The organism is Candidatus Thiodiazotropha endoloripes, assembly GCF_001708965.1.
Classification (GTDB): Bacteria; Pseudomonadota; Gammaproteobacteria; order Chromatiales; family Chromatiaceae; genus Thiodiazotropha; species Thiodiazotropha endoloripes.
The window spans coordinates 255,536-274,772 of record NZ_LVJW01000003.1 but is presented as its reverse complement, the minus strand read 5'-3'; the positions used below and the strand labels follow the sequence as shown (position 1 = coordinate 274,772).

Genomic DNA, 19,237 nt, shown 5'->3' with positions numbered 1-19,237 from the left:
AAGAGAGTGTAATCTTAATGCTTCTGGCAAGCATTAAGACAATAGAGCTTCGGTGCTCCAAGGCGAATTTGGTAACACTCCAGCCCTTAGGGGCTTCAAGGGAGAAGGGTGCTGGGCACATTGCATTAGAAAGTGCTGATATGAAGAATATAGGCGAATGAGGATATATCTGAAGGACAGGTACGGTAGTGATATCGCAGCGTTCATGCTGGGTGGCTGTTTCAATCTTGCGAACATTTCGCCAATGCGACTATCGCTCAGCCCGGCGTCCGACATGGATATCTCTATATGGTGCCAGCGAAAATTGCTGCACAGACGCACCGGCACGGATCAGATCCACAAGCAGATCGGCATCTGCACGTCCAGCCGACTACCTATTGAGTCGAGAACCAAATCTGCTCGTCACTGCAAAAAGATAGGATTTGGCTCCCCGTGCAAACAGCATGAGGTGCAGATTTGAAACCTCATCCCTACCCGAGCGCAGTAGTTTCAAGTAGGTAGATGCCGAACAAACCCTCTTCCGCCAACCAGTGTCTTACCGTAACCATACCCGCCTTTGATGCCAGGTCCAGGAACTCCTCCGGTTCGTATTTATAGGAATTCTCCGTATGCAGCGACTCACCCTGCTCAAATTCAAAGCAAAATCCGTTCAGGTGTAATAATTGATCCCGTCTGCTGACAAGATGCATCTCGATACGTCCGGCTGCGGCGTTATAAAAAGCATGATGATCGAATGATCTGGGATCGACCTCGATTTTGAGTTCATCGCGCATGCGATGCAACAGGTTTTTATTGAATTCGGCAGTCACACCAGCCGCGTCGTTATAAGCCGCATTCAACACGTACTCAGGTTTCTTGGTATCCAAGCCGATCAGAAGCATGCCCTCTTCGCCCAGTACTTCACGCACCAGTTTGAGAAATGCTTCCGCTTCCGTCATATCAAAATTACCCAGGCTCGAGCCCGGAAAGAACACCAACCTCGGGCTGTCCGGCGCCTCATCCGGCAGCGGCAGGGAATGAGAAAAATCCACGCAGGCGGCATGCACCGGCAGCCATGGGTATTCAGCCGCCAGTTGAGTGGCCACGGTTTTGAGATAATCAAAAGAGATATCCATGGGCACAAAAGCCGAAGGCTTCAGATCATCCAGCAACAGGCGCACTTTGGCGCCGCTACCCACTCCCGGTTCGATCAGCAGACGATTCTGCCCGGTCAATGAAGCGATCTCGGCAGACAGTTCGGACAGCATCTTGCGCTCAACCGATGGCGGATAATACTCGGGTTGTTCACAGATCCGGTCAAAAAGCTCGGAACCGCGCTCATCATAAAAAAACTTCGGCGGTATGCTTTTGTTCTCCTGCGACAGACCTTCGACGACGGCATCCAGGAAACTCAAAGCCTGCTGCTTGTGATCATGAAAAGTGACGTTCTGCATCAGGCATCCTCCGCCAGACGCAGGCCGGTAAAGGCCCAGCGTTCATTCGGGTAGAAAAAATTACGGTAAGTCGCGCGGGTGTGACCGGCAGGTGTTGCGGCGCTGCCGCCGCGCAGCACCATCTGGTTGGACATGAACTTTCCGTTGTACTCACCCATAGAGCCTTCCAGGGGCTTGAAACCTGGATACGCCGTGTAGGGTGACGAGGTCCAGGCCCAAAGGTCGCCGAACCACTGGCCTTGCTCTGATGCAGGTACCGGGTGTAAAAAATCAGATTCGGTAAAATTCCCTGTGACAGGCATCATCGACAGCGCCTGCTCCAGCTCCGCTTCGAGCGGAAGGCGTTTACCCGCCCAACGCGCGTAGGCGTCGGCTTCAAAATAGGACAGGTGACAAACCGGTTCATGCTCATTGAGCTCACGCATGCCACCCAAAGTGAACTGTCGCCAGCCATCGTCACCTTGTTGCCAGTACAGAGGTTGTGTCCAATTTTCTTTTTTAATCAGGGCCCAGCCGTCCGACAGCCACAACGCCACATCGTCGTATCCCCCATCCCTGATAAACTCAAGGTATTCGCCATTGGTGACAAAGCGACTAGCCAGGCGATAGTCCCGTAGCAAGACCTGATGGCGCGGTGTCTCGTTATCATAAGCGAAACCTTCACCGGCAAAACCGATTTCATGAATGCCGCCAGCCTGCTCAAGCCATCGCACAGGTCGGCTCTGTCCCTGTGGTATTTTCAGATCGTCGCGGTAAGTCGGCTTGACCGGATTGACCGAGAAATTGTGTTTGACATCCATGAGCAGCAATTCCTGGTGCTGTTGTTCATGGTTTAAGCCAAGGGTCACACGAAAAGCCAGTTCCTCACGGCGGGAGTCATCAATGTTATGCATCAACTGCAGCATTTGTTCATTGACATAGGCGCGGTAGTCATAAATCTCAGCCACGGTCGGCCTTGACAGAAGTCCGCGGTTCGGACGCGGATGCATCTGACCGTGCGTGTAGTAATAGCTGTTGAACAGAAAATCCATGACCGGGTTAAAGGGTGTGTAAGCCGGATTAAAATGCGGCAAAACAAAAGTCTCAAAAAACCAGGTGACATGGGCAATATGCCACTTGGGCGGACTGGTCTGCATAATGGACTGGATCTGGTAATCATCCGTCTGTAACGGACGACACAAAGTTTCGGTGTATGTCCGCACGTCGAGGAAGCGATTGATCAACTTCTCGCGAGCAGGGATTTGTTTTTTGTCTACTGCTACTTGCATTTCGACTCCTTTAGGGCCTGTTAACAGGCCCTAACACAAACTTACTTCATCAGCGCAGCACCATGGCCCTGCAGCTGTTGCAGGAATTCAAGCAGCATGGCCTGCGGATCGTTCGCTTTCAGCAACCTGGCATACGGCAGAATCGCTCCGACCCAGCCTTCGGTATGCCAATACGCCCCTTGTGACAATGCCAGGCCAGACCAGTTTTCAGGTATGGGATATGCGGTAACATAAAAATAAGCTTCATCTATTGAAGCGTCGCCGCTGACGAAACCAAAGTTCATCTGCTCATCCGCAGTATCCTCGTCGGCCGGATCCACGCCGGGCACCAGCCTGCCGGAAAACCAGTTCATCGCAATATCGAGGTGATGCGGAAACAACTGCACCGGACTGGTTTCCTGGCGCAATCCACCTTTGAAAGTCCGGAACACCACATCAATCCAACTGAGGGCGCGGTGAAAATCATCCGCAGTATCCGCATCATAAGCCAGTATGCTTTCATCCTCAAAAGCGCTCAGCAGCTGCTCATCCAGATCGATGCCCTGAGTAGCGAGCAGTTGCGTGATCTGCTGACGCATCCCGGCAGCACTGTTTCCCTTAAGAGGGATGCCGCAATTCCATCCCGTATTGCTGAAGATCGATAACTGATGTGAAATCAGATCGAGTTGCATTTCCAGAGTTCCACCACTTACAGGAAAAGGCGTCGTTGTCAGGCCATGTGCATTCACTGTAAGGGTGATATGCCACCAGTGTTTTGCCTTGGGCATGTAAAAGCCGCGTATCTTGCCGATGATGCGGGCGTATTGATGAATGGCATCACGGGTTTCTACCCAGTCGGCGAGAATCAATGAGGGAAGAGTTGCTGTCACGGTAATATCCTTTTTTAGGATTGATGATCGGGTAGTTTTTTTCCGCAATGCGGACAAAAATTCAGCGGCGACTGCAGCACCTCAATCGTGTTGGCGATAATGGAGCGAGCCTCAGCCCGGCTGATGAACAGTTGCTGACGGCGTTGTTCCACCTGCATCTCATCAACAGCCCCTTGCCTCTCGATCTGTTTTTCAACAAACATGCGAAAAAGATCCTGTTGGCTGTGCATGACCTGGGAAAAACGTGAAGCCAGCATGCCGGCCGGCAAGGCCACCATGCCCACGCCGAGAATCATGATCACGGCGCCCAGCATCCGACCAAACCCTGTTTGAGGAACGGCATCACCGTAACCGACGGTGGATAGTGTCACCACCACCCACCATAGAGCCGAGGGCAAATCACCAAAGGTGTCCGGCTGGTTCTCTCGTTCAAGCAGGTAAATACCACTTGCGGCAATCAGCATCAGGATAACAATTATCGTCAGAGCCGATAGCATAGGGCGGTATTCTTGGCGAATCACATTACCTAGCAACGCCAGGCTACGGAAATAGGGACTGAAACGGAAAACGCGAAACAGACGCAGCAGTCGTAACAGACGCAGATCGGCATTCAAAATAAAACCGAAATAAAAGGGTGCAATTGCGAGGATATCAATTAGGGTGTACGGGCTGGCCCAGAATTTAAGGCGGGAAGATTTTTCCCCTTCAGCACCGGCCATGTCCGCCACCCAATAGCGCAATAACAGCTCCAGCGTGAACACAGCCACTGAAAAAATCTCGAACCAATGAATCCAACGTTCATATTCGACAGCAAAACTGTTGACGGTCGACACAATCACCGCCAATACATTAGCCAGGATCAACAGTGATAAAAAAAGATCAAAAATACGCTGTGCACGACTTTGGCGGGGTATAGCTTCCAGCAACAGATAGAGTTTTGACTTGAATCCTGACATAACAGTAATCAGTCTCCTACCAGCTCCTCAAAATCCAGGCTTATGATCCGCAACGAGAGCAAAGCTCCACGCGCCAGATCGTTTGCAGCGGGTTTATGTGAATAGTCATGGATGGCGTCTATTTCGTCATGCAGATGGGCACAAAGTTTCGACGTGGAAAGAATCCTGAGCGTCGGCACTGAATCAAACAGCAAGTGGGCCAGCCAGGATTCAATCACACCGGTCATGACCCATCCTCCATATCCTTGAAGGTGGAAGAGAGTCGCAATGGCATAGCTTCGACACTGGCCTGTTCCGATGAAATGTCATCACCGCGACGCTGGCAGAGTTTCAATACCCTGGCATACAGGCTCACCCCCGGTAGTGCCGACAGGCCATGCAGAATGATGCTAAAAAAAACCGTGACAATCACCGTATCAAACACCAATGTCTGGTTCAGCAGTTGAGCATGTTCAAGCACCAACAAGACAAACAGAATCGAGGCCAGGCCACGCGGCCCGAACCAACCCACAAAAAGACCGGTTTCCCAGCGCAGCTGTTTACCCAGCAACGAAACAAACACCGGCAGCATGCGGATAACCGTCAGGCTCAACAGGGCGTAAACCACCATTTCGCCACTGATTCGTGGCCACACCTGCGGCAACAGTGCCACACCGAACAGGAAGAAAATCACTAGGTTCAATAACTGGCCTTCGGATTCGGCAAACTCATAAATCTCCTCATTGACATGCTTGAGCGTATTACCGGTCGCCACACCGGCGGCAAAAGCGGCGATAAAACCATTGCCGCCGACCAGGTCGGCCGCCAGGTAGGCAATAAACGTCATGCTCAGCAAATAAATATTGCAAAATTCATGGGTCAGAAAGCGTTTTTCAATCGCCATATTGATGGCTTTGGATCCCGACCAGCCAACCAGCGCACCAACCAGCGGACCCAATGTGAGTTGCAGCAACACAAAATTCAGCCAGACGGTATTCTGTTCACCAGAATGACTGCCAGCGGCAAACGAAATCACAAACAGCAGAGCTGGCAAGGCAATACCGTCGTTGAGCCCGCTCTCCACATTAAGCGACTGACGTATGCGTTCCGGCACTTTGGGACTACTGACCACCGCCTGTCCCAAGGCCGCATCGGTCGGCGCCAGGATGACAGCCAGCACCAGCGCCTCAAGCAACAGCAGTTGCGGCATCACGGCCAGCGCCAGCACCATACCCAGACCGATGGTCAGCGGCATGCCGATCAGCAGCAGGCGCATCGGCACATCATGGTCCGACCACAGGCTCTTGAGTTTGATGCGCGCCGCATCGGTAAACAAAACCAGAATCAGAGTGATCTCTGCTATGGCGTGAATCACCGCATTGTCCAAACCGAGATTGATCCAACCCAGCGCAATCGGACTGAGCAGTAGACCCAGGGCGGTAAAGGTCATCGGCGGTGTCAGGCTGCCGCGGCTGATCGGCCCGGAAAACAGTGCGAACAAGGCAATGCCGAGCAACACCAGTAACAGGCTGGCTTCATTCATGACTCAGACCAGTTCCGCATCAGTCAACACTTCCACCAGGGCTGGCCCCGGGTGGGCCAGTGCTTCATTGAATGCGCCTTCCAGATCGGCGGCATCGGTCACGCGTAGGCCTTTGGCTCCGCAAAGTTGCGCATACTCAGCAAAGTTGGGGTTGTGCAGGTTGGTCTGCCAGACCTCCCAGTTGCCAGCGCGCTGTTCCTTGCTGATCTTGCCCAGTTCACCGTTATTCATGAGCACATGAGTGATGTTCATGCCGTATTTGACTGCGGTGTTGATCTCGGCCAGATACTGACCAAAACCACCATCGCCAGAGACCGAAATAACCTGACGGCCTTTGAAGCGCGGGTCATCTTCCTGGGTCGCGGCCCAGGCGCCCATGGCTGCCGGGAAGGAGAAACCGATGGAGCCGAGATAACCCGACATCAGCACCGAATGCTCTTCACATTCAAAGTAACGACCGAACGCGTAAGTGTTGTTGCCAACATCCACGGCAATGATGGCATCTTTGTCGGCGCTGCTGGCGAGCTTATCAAACAGGATGGCCGAGTTGATGCCTTTGCCACGGTCATCCAGGGTGCGGCGCTGTTTTTCCTCACGCCAGATGGCCCAGCGTGTGGCGACATCATCTGTCTGGTCCTCGCTACCGCTGTAACCGGCCAAAGCCTCAGACAACAGTCTGGCAGTCACACCAACCTCACCCCATACCGGCACATCAATGGCATGGAACTTGGCCAGCGTCATGAGATCGTAGTCCACCTGGATGGTCGGACGTTTTTGCGTGATGCCGGTATGGTTGGAAAAACTCGCACCAAACACCAGCAGGCTGTCGGATTCATTCATCAGCCAGCTCGCAATCGGTGTACCGCTGCGACCCAGTACGCCGCCGGCCAGCGGATGAGTGTCGGCGATCTGACCCTTGCCTTTGAAGGTGGTGATGACCGGCGCCTTAAGCTGTTCGGCCAGGGCAATCACCGCGTCCATCTGGAAACGCGCGCCATGCCCGACCACAATGACCGGCCTTTTGCTGTTGGACAACAACTCCACTGCTGCCTGCAGGGCGTCGCCCGGCGGTGAGATTTCGCGCGAGGGCAAACGACCTTCGGGTGTGCCAGCCGGTGGCGGATTGTCCAGTTCACGCTTGGGCACTTCATCGGGGAAAATCAGGTGCGACACGCCGCTGTTGAGAATGGCACTTTTGCAGGCCAGGTTCATGAGTTCAGTATGTTTGCTGTCATGCATAACGGTTTGTGACCACTGCGCGACGCTGCCGAATGCCCCCACCTGATCAATCTCCTGGAACGCACCCGGACCCAGCACCTGGGTCTCGACCTGGCCGGTCAAAGCCAGTGCCGGAGCACGATCCACATTGGCATCCCACAATCCGGTCAGCAAATTGGTGGCCCCGGGACCGGCAATCGCCAGACAGGCGGCCGGACGGCCGGTCAGTTTGCCATAACTCGAGCAGGCAAAGGCGGCCGCGCCTTCGTGGCGGATACCGTAATAACTCAGGCGGCCGGCCTTCTCCTGGATGCGCAGGGCATCGGCCACACCAAGATTGGAATGGCCCACCATACCGAATACCTGATTGACGCCCCAGTTGGTCATGGTTTTCATCATCAGATCGCCAACGGTACCGATGTGGGTCTCTTCCGGCGGCAGACCGACATAGATGCCGTCGTCGCGAATTTCCACCGGAAAGGTTTCCACACCATCGTCAAAACCCGGCGCCTTGCCTGTCAGCGGATGATAATCCCAACCGTGCCAGGGACAACGCAGCAGGCCGTTTTCGATACTCCCCTCGCCCAGCGGGCCGCCCTGGTGCGGACATTTGTTGTCAAGCGCGCCGTATTGCCCCTCATGGTGGCTCATGCAGAGGGTTTTTTTCTTGCAGGTAACCGAAGTGACCCGACCTTCCGGTAACTCGTCTTTACTCAACACCTTGTGCCAAATGAGATCTATGTCCGCCATCTGTCATGCTCCTTTGGTTTGGTTTTTTAAACGTCAGTCCAGCTTCACACCCGCGTATTCAATGCCGGTCAGATGCGCAATGTCCCGGTCAAATGTGCTCAGGTCATCAATGCAGAACTTGCTGAGATGGTCATGGCCACAGGCGCGCGCCATGACCTGCATGAGCTCGGTTGAAGCCCGGAAAAAATTATTTAGCTGATTGGCCCCTTTTTCGATTTTGAGACGTTTGCGCAATTCCGGTTTCTGCGTGGCGATACCGACCGGACAGTTGTTGGTGTGGCAGGCACGCATGCCCAGACAGCCAATCGCCTGAATCGCCGAGTTGGACACGGCAATGGCGTCCGCTCCCAAAGCCATGGCCTTGATGAAATCTGCCGGCAGGCGCAGCCCGCCGGTAATCACCAGTGACACATCGTTACGGCCTTTTTTATCAAGATAACGGCGCGCACGCGCCAGAGCAGGAATGGTCGGTACGGAAATATTGTCACGGAAAATCAATGGCGCAGCCCCTGTGCCGCCGCCGCGTCCATCCAGAATGATGTAGTCCACACCGATCTGCAGTGCCGCTTCGATATCACGTTCAATGTGCTGGGCCGACAGTTTCACGCCAATGGGAATGCCACCGGTATTATCTCGCACTACCGCGGCGAAACGGCGATATTCGTCGATGTTGTCCCAGTCGGGGAAACGCGCGGGCGAAATCGCAGACTCACCTTCGTTGAGACCGCGCACTTCGGCAATCTTGCCCTTGACCTTGCTGCCAGGCAGATGACCGCCAGTACCGGTTTTGGCACCCTGACCGCATTTGAAATGGAAGGCCTGGCATTGTTTGACCTTATCCATGGAATAACCAAAACGTGCCGAGGCCAATTCATACAGATAGTGGCTGTTGGCCTGTTGCTCGTCGGGCAGCATACCGCCTTCTCCGGAACAGATGCCGGTGCCGGCCATTTCAGCCCCCATCGCCAAAGCCACCTTGGCTTCTTCCGACAGGGCACCGAAACTCATGTCCGACACAAACAAGGGCCGATCCAGTTTCAGCGGTTTTTCGGCATTGGGACCGATGACGACTTCAGTGCCGACCGGATCGTCATCGAGCATCGGTACCTTGTGCAGTTGCGCGGTGAGTATCTGGATCTCCTCCCACTTGGGCAACAGGTCACGCGGCACGCCCATGGCACCGACACGACCATGATGACCGACCTTGGAGAGGCCGTGCTCGGCCAGATGCTGGATGTATTTGGTATGCGGTTCTTCTGGCGCGCCGTGAATGTCCTGATACAGTCCCTGGTAGGCTTCACGGTTGTATGGTTGCGGATTGGTTTGCGTCCATTGGCGAATTTCGTCTTCATCCACCCAGACCTGGCCAGCTTCGATCCAGGCTTTGAAACGGTGCAGCTTTTCCGATGAGTTGTAAGAGCTGATCCCGGTTTTGTATTCGTAGTCCCAGTCATGCAGGCCGCAGACAATATTGTTGCCCTCGATGCGGCCGTCCGACATCAGTGCGCCGCGGTGCGCACAACGACCATAGAGCACCGAGACCTGCTCCTCATCAGGCCAGCGCACGATCACCAGATCCACATCAGCAACTAAAGCATAAGCTGGCTTTTCCGGCCCTAGTTCAGACCACTGGGCAATTGGGATTTTATTCATGTAATGGTCCTCTTTTTTTGAATTATTAATGCAGATACAACGTAATCTGTAACAGGTGCGGAAACGTAATTTTTTTTAAATTTGTATGGAACCGTCAACTGATTATTGCACATAGGATCTTAAGTTGGCTTTATATGATATATTTTCAGTGATGATTTCGACAGAAAATATCGATACCCATCGTCCACTTTATTTAACCAAACGTACATTTAATCAATATGGAAATGCATGATCCCAATAACGACATCAAAGATGATGCATTAACCCATTTTCTGACCAGGACTCATCTGCAGGCACGAATTTTCATGCACCGCAGCTATTGCGAAGAATGGGCCATTGATATTGCAGGCACCGGACAGATCCCCTTCTATCTCGTCGACAATGGTCAGGCATGGGTACACATGGATGGCACAGAACCCCGGTTAATCCAGGCTGGTGACCTGGTGATGTTTCCGCATGATTCTCACCATGTACTCGCAAATAGTCGAAAACCACAGAACAGGGAAAACATCAACCAACCAAAAGACTGTATAAAACAGGAGAGTTTGACCAGCGTTTTATGCGGCTTTTATGAATTTGAATCGGATGCCGCACAGTTGCTGTTAAATGATATGCCCGATATCGTTCTGCTGACTGATGCACGCAACAACCCAACGACTGATGGCATCGCCCATGTCATAGACACAATCCTTATCGAACTGAAGAACAACAACCCTGGGCGCAATATCGCACTTCGTGACCTGGCGCGCCTGCTGTTGCTGCACCTGCTGCGCAATTGTTATTCCGCCAACCTGTCACAGGGTTACCTCAAGGCATTGATCACTCCGCAAATTGGCCACGCCCTGCAATTGATCCATACCCGATTCAATGAGGAGTGGACCCTGGAAGATCTGGCCCGAACAATTGGTATGAGCCGTACAGCCTTCGCCCAAAAATTTCATGAATACGTGGGAATGCCGCCAGTCAAATACCTGACCTCATGGCGCATGCAGGAAGCCACCAACCTGCTGAAAAACACCACGCTCAACATCGAGAAAATTGCCGGGAAATGTGGGTACCAATCAGCAGCCTCTTTCAGAAAAGCCTATAAAAGTTTCACAGGGAATACACCCAGGCAACTCCGCAACAAAAGCCGGGATTCGTTTATCAGTCGTGCCCGACGGAGAATCCTGAGCTCCGAAGACCCTCCATCGAATCAATAAGGGTTTTTCAGTCAGGCCGAATGTAACCACAGCAAATAATGGATCATCCGCATGTTGCCATTATTCAAGAAATTTCCACATTTTTATGTATAGTTACTATTAAACACAAGCAGAATAGGGGGAGATCGTGCGACTCATTCGGGATCACATCGGAAACAAGATTCTGGTTGTGGTTGGGGTTTCCGCGCTGGTCAGCCTTCTCGGTATGGTGCTGTTCTATACCTGGAGCGAGAAACAGAGCATTCTCGAACAGTACACCAAGGGGCGCCAGGAGCTGTTGAACAGCGTAGACAGAGGCCTGCACTTCATCATGATCACCGGTTCCGCTGAAGCCGCCGAGAAGTATGCCCGTCAATTATTGGAAGCTCCAGATGTCACTGAATTTATAATTCTCCGAACAGACGGCAAGCAGGCCTTCCTTGATAACAACACCATTCACCAGGTCAACTGGAACAAGGGTGAGGAGCTGTTCACCCCCAGGGGTGAGGAAACCGAGCGACAGGTAATCGCCCCGGAAACCCCTGAATTCCGCAGGACAGTTCAGGAAGAACAGACCGTTCTATACAATGAGCAAGCTAGCAATGGGGAACCCTTGATAACCTTTCTGAAACCACTCGTCAATGACGAGGGCTGCCATCGCTGCCATGAACAGGGGGATCAAGTACTTGGTGTCATCAAACTGACCTCCTCCCTGCAGGCCACCCATGACGAAATAGAAAAGACCTGGCAAACCGCTTTAGTCGTCCTCGGAATATTTCTACTGATTATGCTGCTGATTACTGCGGCACTGATGCGCCGAGCCATCATTGTACCGGTCCAGTCGGTGACCAAGGCCATGAGGCAGGTTGAAGAGGGTGATTTTACCCAACAGGTGCCTGTACTTGGCAATGATGAACTCGGCCGCATGGCACGCAGCTTCAACAGCATGATCGAGAGACTGTTACAGACCTATACCGGCCTGCAACGGGAACAGGATAAGCTAACCACCATCATCCTCAGCTCCAGCGAGGGAATTGTGGTCACTGACCACGACGACCGCGTCGTGCTGGTCAATCCGGCGGCCGAGCGGCTGCTCGGTAAAAGTATGGGACAAATCATTCGGGAGGGCTTCAAACATCTTGCGGATCAACCCGACGTGCTGCAACAGCTAATGGACGGGAAGGTCGAGGATAGCAAAATCCTCAAATTCAACGATCGGTTACTGCAGATCTACGCGGCCCGTATACGCCGTAGCGACGGTGAACCCATTGGCTCTGCTGCCCTGATTCAGGACGTAACAGAGCAAAAGCGCCTGGAATCCGAACTTCGTCAACTCTCCTTCAATGATCAACTGACCGGCCTCTACAACCGGCGCAGCCTGGAAAAAACCCTCAAGAAGCAGTTGCACCTGGCGAACCGGCACCATTCCCCGTTGTCCATTGTCTTGTTTGATGTGGACCACTTCAAGCATTTCAACGACACCTACGGCCACGACCAAGGCGACAGGGTTTTGTCCACCCTGGGTGGTCTCTGTATGAACACCTGCCGTGAAACCGACCATCCCTGCCGTTATGGCGGTGAGGAGTTCTGCATCATTCTGCCACACACCAATAATGAGGGAGCCATGGTGTTTGCCGAGAAGTTGCGTCGCCGTGTGGAACAGGCCCGGGTTGACGAACTCCAGGTCACCATCAGTCTGGGTGTGGCCTGCACCCTTGGCCAAAAACCCATCCGCGACATCAATACTTTCATGAAGCAGGCCGACCAAGCGCTCTATGAGGCGAAAAACCAGGGGCGTAATCGTGCTGTCCTCGCAGTCTCGAGAGATAGCGATCAGCAACCGGACGATGGAGACGAAACATGACTGACTGGATCAAACTGAGCGCAACACTCTTGTTCTGCATTGGACTGATCATACAGACTATTGCTGTCGCCACTTCCGAACACGAAGACGAGGAGTATTATCTGGCACTGGGAGGGCGTGCCTACGACAACTGGATGAACCTGATTGATAAGAAAGAACGGAAGCAGCGCGGTCTGAGCATTCAGGAGTTCCACCACAACCACCCCCTCTACCCGGCCGCTGGCAAGAAACGGGGACTGACCACATGGCGTTGCAAGGAATGCCACGGCTGGGACTACCTTGGCAACCAGGGAGCCTATGGCTCAGGGTCTCATTACACGGGCATCAAGGGTATACGAGACATGCAGGGGGCAAGTCACGACAGCATCGCTGCGATCATCCGTGGCGACAGTCATGGTTACGATCAGCGCATGATTGACGATGACACCTTATCCGCTTTGGCACTGTTCATCAGCCGCGGTCAAGTGGATATGAACGCCTACATTGACCGTGATACTGGAAAGGCCAAGGGAACACCGGGAAAGGGCAAGCCCCTGTACAACTCCCTATGCGCTATCTGTCATGGTACCAAGGGCAGAAAGATCAATTTCAAGACATTCAACAAGCCCGAGTTCGTTGGAACCGTAGCCAACAGGAATCCGTGGGAAGTATTGCACAAGATACGTAACGGCCACCCCGGTGAGCAGATGATCTCGGTACTCGCACTCAATATACAACAGCAAGTGGATATCCTCAGATACTCTCAGGAGCTGCCAAAACAGTGAATACCTCGGGGCATTATTCCCAGGGTAGTTGAAAATATAAATCCTATTTTGTACTTCCAACGCTTGCAGTAGAGCTTATCGGGGACACTTTGAAATACTCAACGAACGCACCGAATCATTAGGAATAGTGCGAAAAGCGGATATTGCAAGTACACCACTTGTTTCAATCCACCGCTTATCTATCCCAGAACCAAACACCGGATTCACAACTTCCGTCCTCCCCACCAAACTGCCACCGAACAGCTTCCCGGCTCTCGTGGCCTCCATGGGGGCGTTGAGTACCAGCTGGTTGGTCTGCTCAGAGATCTTGTCAATGTATCGCAACACCCTGTCGACGCAGAGGAAATCCCCAGTCTACTGGTCGAGGAGGTGACCGCCTGCATCAGAGATTGGGCAACCTATTGATGCCGCCCCTCCACGGCTTAGAGCTTCGACTGCTGCATCAGCAGTGCATGCTCCACTGTGGTTGCCACCTGTCCCCTCTGCCGGAGTAGACGAATTCCAGGAGATCGTTGTCTGCGTATTGTTTGGCAGTTTTTCACAGTGTAGCGAGGGGACGTGTCACCAGATGTGCGATGAGGAGCGCCGGCGGTAGTCCGGCAATCAGGGACAGCAGACCATATAAGGACGAAAGCTGTCCGCTGAGGATGCCGACTCCGACCCCAGTCAGGATGATGGCGGACGTGATGTCAAAGGCCGGCTGGGCCTAGTTGAAGCAAAACTGGAGTCTACCCAGCAGCCCGTTACCGCCCTCTTTCCAGTTGACCAGTTGGTAGAGGTTTTTAGCGCGTTTTAGCTGCTCATGGGTGGGCGCATGCCTGACCGACTGGTAACCGCTGGGGTGTTCTCCCTCATAGACGGCGAAACATAGGCTTGGAACCAGTAGATGTCTCTGTTTTTGAAGCGATTTTTCACCACCCTGATCCAGGGATTGCCCACCTTCAGGATCTACCAGAGATTTTCGAAAGCCAGCAGGGGCAAATCAGGGTGGCGACCGATGTTGTGACTGGAGCCGATAAGCTCTTCGCGGCTGAAGAAGAATAAACAAATATTGATTTCACTCAGGAGAACGTCTGTTAATAAATTGAAGATACAAACTGTATCAGCAGGTCTGCTATTATTTAATAACCATATTATTTAAAAGCTTTTCAGTCTTTTCAAAACCCCCAGGCTGAGCCAGGCAGTAACCGGAAATACCGGAACGATTGAAAACATTATTGTTTATTCAGAAACAAAAATGCTATTTCCCCCTAAATATTTCATGCCAGGTTCTATTTTAGCGACCACTCTACTATTTTTTTGCCCGATCCTGGCGATAGCAGCGGATGCCAGCCGCATTCTTATCATACACTCGTATAGTCAGGAATACCCCTGGACCAAAGGCCAGCATGAAGGTTTTATCGATGGACTGCAACAAGAGCAGCCAGCACAAACCATCATCAAAACTGAATACCTGGATAGCAAACGCACCGACTACAACAACAGCTATGCCGACTGGTTCGAGCAGTATCTTCAGATTAAATACCAAGACTTCAGACCGGATGTCATTTATGTCACAGATGACAACGGCCTGAATTTCGGTTTGACCCACCTGGTGAATTTATTTCCGGAAACACCATTGGTTTTTTCCGGGGTCAACGACTATTCGATACAGGAAAAACTCGATCCTGCATTACAGACAGGCGTATTCGAAAAAAAGGAAATCGGCTCTAACCTGGAACTGGTGCAACAGCTGTTCGGCCAGCCTGATCAGGTTTTCATCGTTGGGGACAACTCCAACACCTACCAGGCGATCGAGCGTGAACTGCGAAAAAAACTGTCAACAGCGCAATTCCCGAAAACGATTTTTTTAGCTGACAACAACATCGATAACATCACCAAACATCTCAGCTCGGTAGAAAAACCACTGGTTTTACTGACTACGCTCGGTGCCATGCGGGATAACAGCGGATCAACCCTGAAACTCAACGACACGATAAAAAAGATCGTTACCTCCGGATCAGAGATTGTCATCAGCATGGAAGATGCCTACCTGTTTGATGGCGTACTCGGAGGTTATGTCACCAGCGGAAAGGCCCAGGGAATGTCAGCAGCTTCCCTGGTAAAAGCTTTTATAAACGGGGTAAAGATCACAGAACTGCCGCCAATTACAAAAAGCCCAAACGAATATATTTTTTCCGACCCCACTCTGCAGGCACTTAATCTAAAATTACCCGCAACCATCGCTAACAAGGTAACCATACTAAATCCACGAACCGGTTTTTATGGACGTTACAAACAAGTCATTATATCGACCATTGTTATTCTGTTCCTGTCACTGATTGCCAGCCTTATCCTGTATACCTGGCTTACCTCAAAGAAAAACAAGAAATTACAACAGCAGTCAGAATTGCTCAGATTGAAAAAAGAGCAGTTAAGTCAAAGTGAGGAAAAATACCGCTTGCTGTTCGAACGCCCCGAAGAACCCATGCTGGTTATTCGTAAAAACACCTTTGTCATCGCCAATGATTCTGCCGCCCGTCTTCTAGGCTACGAAAGCTCACTGGCACTTCAGCAAATACACCCGTCCGTTTTGTCGCCCGATAAGCAGCCTGACGGCCAGCCATCAATCGACAAAGCCAATGACATGATGGAACAGGCTTATAAAACCGGTTACCACAGATTTGAATGGCAACATTTAAAGAAAGATGGCACCCCGCTATTGATCGAGGTATCACTGACGCGCATTCCCTTTGAGAATGATTTCGCTCTGTTTTGTATATGGCGCGATATCACTGAATGGCGTAATGCAGAAAATGGGTTACGTGAAAAAACCACTTACCTAAACAGCGTGCTCAGCGCTTCGGTCAATATTGGTTTAATTGCCACAGACACCAGCCTAAAGATCAATTATTTCAACGAATCAGCCGCTCGTATTTTCGGAATGGAGCCCAACCAGCTGAAAGATCAAAGCATCCACATATTTCATGCAGGACACGGCTCTGAAAGCAAAAACCGTTTTAAAGCAGCCATGCAGATAGCGCAGGAGAAGGGAGAGTATCGTTTTCAACTGAACCTGCCAATCAAGGATGAAACTCGATACCTGGACGCCAGGATCTCGCCAATCAGGGATGATAACCAGGAACTGCAAGGTTATATCCTGATGATAGAAGATGTGACACGTCAGCGTGAGGCGGAAAGACTGATCAAATTCCAAGCATCTTATGATCACCTGACCAACCTGCCGAACCGACTTACGCTGCTGACTCGCCTGCAACAGACCATCTCTCGTTGTAAACGTCACAATCATCTCGGCGCAATTCTTTTCATCGACCTGGATAACTTCAAACAGGTCAATGACACGCTTGGTCACTCTGTTGGAGATTCACTGCTGCAGGAAGTTGCTCAACGCATGCTCAAAGATGTCCGGGATGAAGACACTGTAGCACGGCTTGGTGGCGATGAATTTGTTGTATTGCTATCCGAATCAGGCAACACGCTGGAAAAAGCGATAGCCGATATCAAACAGGTTGCGGATAAACTTAACGAAACGATCGCCCAGCCCTACCTGATTGACGGGCATGAGATTCGTACAACTACCAGTATCGGTATTAGTGTCTTTCCTACGTCAGATGAAACAGCCGATGACATTTTACGCCAGGCTGATACCGCCATGTACCAAGCCAAGGAAGCCGGACGCAATACATTCAGATTCTTCTCACTAAGCATGCAGAAAAATATTGAGGCACGCATGTACCTGCTTGATGAACTGCATCATGCTATTGAAGAAAACCAGTTCAAGGTTTATTTCCAACCTCAGTTTGACAGCTCCATGCAATTAGTCGGCATGGAATCTTTGGTACGTTGGAAAAAGGCAGACGACAAAATCATACAACCGGGAGATTTTATACATCTGGCCGAGGAGAGCGGTTTAATCCAGCCAATCAACAACTTTGTCCTGCGCCACTCTTTGCTCAAGCAGTTGGCATGGAAAAAAACCTATGCCGAGAAAGCAGTTCAACGCATCTCGGTCAATGTCAGCGCCGTTCAATTCAATCAGGATAATTTTGTGCAAAATATCCTGGATATCATCAGCCAAACAGGCACTGACCCATCTGTCCTGACTCTTGAAATTACTGAAAGCATGTTATTGCATGATATCAATGCAACGGCATTAAAGATGAAAGAGCTGAAAACGTCCGGTGTACGCTTTTCCATTGACGATTTTGGCACTGGTTATTCATCCCTGGCCTACCTGAAACGTCTGCCCATCAGTGAAATCAAGATCGATCGCTCATTTATCCATGACATGCTTGATGATCCCAATGATGCTGCGGTGGTTGAGACCATCATTAAGCTGGCCACCCAACTCGGCATGGAAACCGTGGCTGAAGGCGTTGAAAACAAGGATGTCCTCGATCAATTGATCGATTTTGGCTGCCAAGCATTCCAGGGATTTTATTTCAGCCAGCCTGTGGCTGCTAAGGAATTCGAAGAGCGTTTCCTGAATGAGAGTACTAACTGGTCCGCCAACCAGAGTACACGTTTTTGGAATGAATTAAAGACATAAAAAGGGCTGGTCAGCGGAATAAATGTTTGTATTGCATTTACCCCGAAAAAACAGCCTGCCAAGGTCGAGTGTTTATTTCTGAAAACTGCTTTCCAAGTTAACCGGTCAACACCACAATTTACCGGGGCAGCGGGGCAACTTATCCAATTGCCTTAGTCAGGGCCTTCTACATCACCCTGGTATTTCAGTTGAACTGATAGATTTGATCGTATCGTGCAGTTCCTTTTGTAGCGCTTCAATCTGCAAGAATTCAGGCAAATGCTCCAGTTCATAAACACCCACTGTGTCATACCATTTGCCGAATCTGCATGCAGGGTGTGAAAACGCCACTTTTTCATCAAGTGATGACACATCGGAAAATCAACAGTACTGCAACCATATCTTCAGCGAACACTCTGCTAATCATGGGAAGAGCTCATTCTCTGTCTGCGTGCACAGGCTATAGTCCTGGATCACCCTGCCATCCTGCAACTGCACCAGGCACCGGCAAGTCAGTTTTTCACAAGATTCGGTTATACTTGCAGAAAATTTGCAGTTTGGGGACACAGCCATGCACATTCAACATCAAGGACAGTGGGTCTTCGCGATCGGGCTGGTCGTAGTGTTGACCAGCGTGCTCGCCGGAAACTTCATCCAGGACGAGCTTGTCAGCCTGGGAGACCAGGCCTTTCTGGCCAAACACGGCGCAACAGGTTGGCTGACCTTTCTCTCTTTCGCCTTCGGATTTCCACTGGGCATGGCTGTCTGTGCCACCGGCATGTTCATGGCGAGCGAACCCGCAGCCGGAAAACGCCTGCTGTTTGCGATCACCGCACTGTTTGTCGCCCTGTCGGCCATCCTGGTGCCGGGAATCGCAGGGCGGGCACCCAGCCCCTATTTTTTCGGCACCGGCGGCTACATTATTCTGGTGCTGGTGCTGGCAACCCTCTGGTTTTGGGGCAGGCATCGGGCCAGCCTGCCACCCGAGGCGCGCCTAGGCGCGGACTTGCAGGGCGCCGGCTATCTGTGCTTCGCTGTTGTCGCCTGGAACCTGTGCGGCGTTGGCGGCATGCCCTCCTTTGCCCTGGATCCGGAAAAAATGCTGGCCACGGGCAGCCGCGGCTTTGCCATCGGGCAGATGAAAGCGATCATGGCGGCGCTGGTGGCCGGTTGGATACTCACAGCAGCCGGTTATCGCATGTCGCTTAAGACCTCGCAATAACCCCGCTCG

At 51.7% G+C, this 19,237-nt stretch carries 15 protein-coding genes; 6 read left to right on the top strand and 9 right to left on the bottom strand.

The features are described 5' to 3' along the window. Positions 1-470: 470 nt before the first annotated feature. From egtD to A3193_RS01190, 8 genes are all read right to left on the bottom strand, one after another. Positions 471-1,433: an L-histidine N(alpha)-methyltransferase gene (gene egtD / locus A3193_RS01225; protein WP_069013844.1), complete on the bottom strand. Its 963-nt coding sequence runs from the start codon at positions 1,431-1,433 to the stop codon at positions 471-473. Beyond that, positions 1,433-2,701, bottom strand: a complete 1,269-nt coding sequence (egtB, locus tag A3193_RS01220) for an ergothioneine biosynthesis protein EgtB (RefSeq protein WP_069013843.1) — start codon at positions 2,699-2,701, stop codon at positions 1,433-1,435. The genes egtD and egtB overlap by 1 nt, the downstream gene beginning before the upstream one ends. A 41-nt stretch (positions 2,702-2,742) precedes the next feature. Beyond that, positions 2,743-3,549 carry a DUF5996 family protein gene (locus tag A3193_RS01215; protein ID WP_069013842.1) on the bottom strand — a complete coding sequence of 269 codons (807 nt, stop codon included), beginning with the start codon at positions 3,547-3,549 and terminating at the stop codon, positions 2,743-2,745. A 35-nt stretch (positions 3,550-3,584) separates the two neighbouring features. Next, positions 3,585-4,526: an ion transporter gene (locus A3193_RS01210; protein ID WP_069004382.1), complete on the bottom strand. Its 942-nt coding sequence runs from the start codon at positions 4,524-4,526 to the stop codon at positions 3,585-3,587. 8 nt (positions 4,527-4,534) lie between these two features. After that, positions 4,535-4,753, bottom strand: a complete 219-nt coding sequence (locus A3193_RS01205; RefSeq protein ID WP_069013841.1) for a hypothetical protein — start codon at positions 4,751-4,753, stop codon at positions 4,535-4,537. Further along, positions 4,750-6,048, bottom strand: a complete 1,299-nt coding sequence (locus A3193_RS01200) for a cation:proton antiporter (protein WP_069013840.1) — start codon at positions 6,046-6,048, stop codon at positions 4,750-4,752. The genes A3193_RS01205 and A3193_RS01200 overlap by 4 nt, the downstream gene beginning before the upstream one ends. A gap of 3 nt (positions 6,049-6,051) precedes the next feature. Next, positions 6,052-7,983 carry a thiamine pyrophosphate-dependent enzyme gene (locus A3193_RS01195; RefSeq protein WP_305781989.1) on the bottom strand — a complete coding sequence of 644 codons (1,932 nt, stop codon included), beginning with the start codon at positions 7,981-7,983 and terminating at the stop codon, positions 6,052-6,054. Positions 7,984-8,049: 66 nt separating this feature from the next. Beyond that, positions 8,050-9,669, bottom strand: a complete 1,620-nt coding sequence (locus tag A3193_RS01190) for a glutamate synthase-related protein (protein ID WP_069013838.1) — start codon at positions 9,667-9,669, stop codon at positions 8,050-8,052. Between the two features lie 224 nt (positions 9,670-9,893). Here A3193_RS01190 and A3193_RS01185 point away from each other — a divergent pair, with 224 nt between their 5' ends. From A3193_RS01185 to A3193_RS01170, 5 genes are all read left to right on the top strand, one after another. Beyond that, positions 9,894-10,871 (top strand): AraC family transcriptional regulator, encoded by a 978-nt coding sequence (locus A3193_RS01185; protein ID WP_069004377.1) that lies wholly within the window; start codon positions 9,894-9,896, stop codon positions 10,869-10,871. Between the two features lie 127 nt (positions 10,872-10,998). Next, a complete protein-coding gene (locus A3193_RS01180) occupies positions 10,999-12,714 on the top strand; it encodes a sensor domain-containing diguanylate cyclase (protein WP_083218243.1) in 1,716 nt (571 codons plus the stop codon). Continuing rightward, a complete protein-coding gene (locus A3193_RS01175; protein WP_069013837.1) occupies positions 12,711-13,478 on the top strand; it encodes a c-type cytochrome in 768 nt (255 codons plus the stop codon). The genes A3193_RS01180 and A3193_RS01175 overlap by 4 nt, the downstream gene beginning before the upstream one ends. Before the next feature lie 873 nt (positions 13,479-14,351). Next, positions 14,352-14,522, top strand: a complete 171-nt coding sequence (locus A3193_RS20505) for a hypothetical protein (RefSeq protein ID WP_155523019.1) — start codon at positions 14,352-14,354, stop codon at positions 14,520-14,522. Positions 14,523-14,715: 193 nt separating this feature from the next. Further along, positions 14,716-18,027: a bifunctional diguanylate cyclase/phosphodiesterase gene (locus A3193_RS01170; protein ID WP_083218532.1), complete on the top strand. Its 3,312-nt coding sequence runs from the start codon at positions 14,716-14,718 to the stop codon at positions 18,025-18,027. Positions 18,028-18,198: 171 nt separating this feature from the next. On the opposite strand, the gene A3193_RS19965 is transcribed toward A3193_RS01170, so the two are convergent. Then, the gene (locus A3193_RS19965) at positions 18,199-18,378 is read right to left on the bottom strand and encodes a CZB domain-containing protein (RefSeq protein ID WP_071933770.1); all 180 of its coding nucleotides are present in this window, start codon (positions 18,376-18,378) and stop codon (positions 18,199-18,201) included. A gap of 199 nt (positions 18,379-18,577) precedes the next feature. Here A3193_RS19965 and A3193_RS01165 point away from each other — a divergent pair, with 199 nt between their 5' ends. Next, a complete protein-coding gene (locus A3193_RS01165; protein WP_069013835.1) occupies positions 18,578-19,228 on the top strand; it encodes a hypothetical protein in 651 nt (216 codons plus the stop codon). The last annotated feature ends 9 nt before the right edge of the window (positions 19,229-19,237 follow it).

Excerpts from the sequence above, each read along its gene's own strand:
- egtD (WP_069013844.1), bottom strand. The coding sequence starts at position 1,433 with ATGCAGAACGTCACTTTTCATGATCACAAGCAGCAGGCTTTGAGTTTC.
- egtB (WP_069013843.1), bottom strand. The coding sequence starts at position 2,701 with ATGCAAGTAGCAGTAGACAAAAAACAAATCCCTGCTCGCGAGAAGTTG.
- A3193_RS01210 (WP_069004382.1), bottom strand. The coding sequence starts at position 4,526 with ATGTCAGGATTCAAGTCAAAACTCTATCTGTTGCTGGAAGCTATACCC.
- A3193_RS01205 (WP_069013841.1), bottom strand. The coding sequence starts at position 4,753 with ATGACCGGTGTGATTGAATCCTGGCTGGCCCACTTGCTGTTTGATTCA.
- A3193_RS01200 (WP_069013840.1), bottom strand. The coding sequence starts at position 6,048 with ATGAATGAAGCCAGCCTGTTACTGGTGTTGCTCGGCATTGCCTTGTTC.
- A3193_RS01190 (WP_069013838.1), bottom strand. The coding sequence starts at position 9,669 with ATGAATAAAATCCCAATTGCCCAGTGGTCTGAACTAGGGCCGGAAAAG.
- A3193_RS01185 (WP_069004377.1), top strand. The coding sequence starts at position 9,894 with ATGCATGATCCCAATAACGACATCAAAGATGATGCATTAACCCATTTT.
- A3193_RS01175 (WP_069013837.1), top strand. The coding sequence starts at position 12,711 with ATGACTGACTGGATCAAACTGAGCGCAACACTCTTGTTCTGCATTGGA.
- A3193_RS01170 (WP_083218532.1), top strand. The coding sequence starts at position 14,716 with ATGCTATTTCCCCCTAAATATTTCATGCCAGGTTCTATTTTAGCGACC.
- A3193_RS01165 (WP_069013835.1), top strand. The coding sequence starts at position 18,578 with ATGCACATTCAACATCAAGGACAGTGGGTCTTCGCGATCGGGCTGGTC.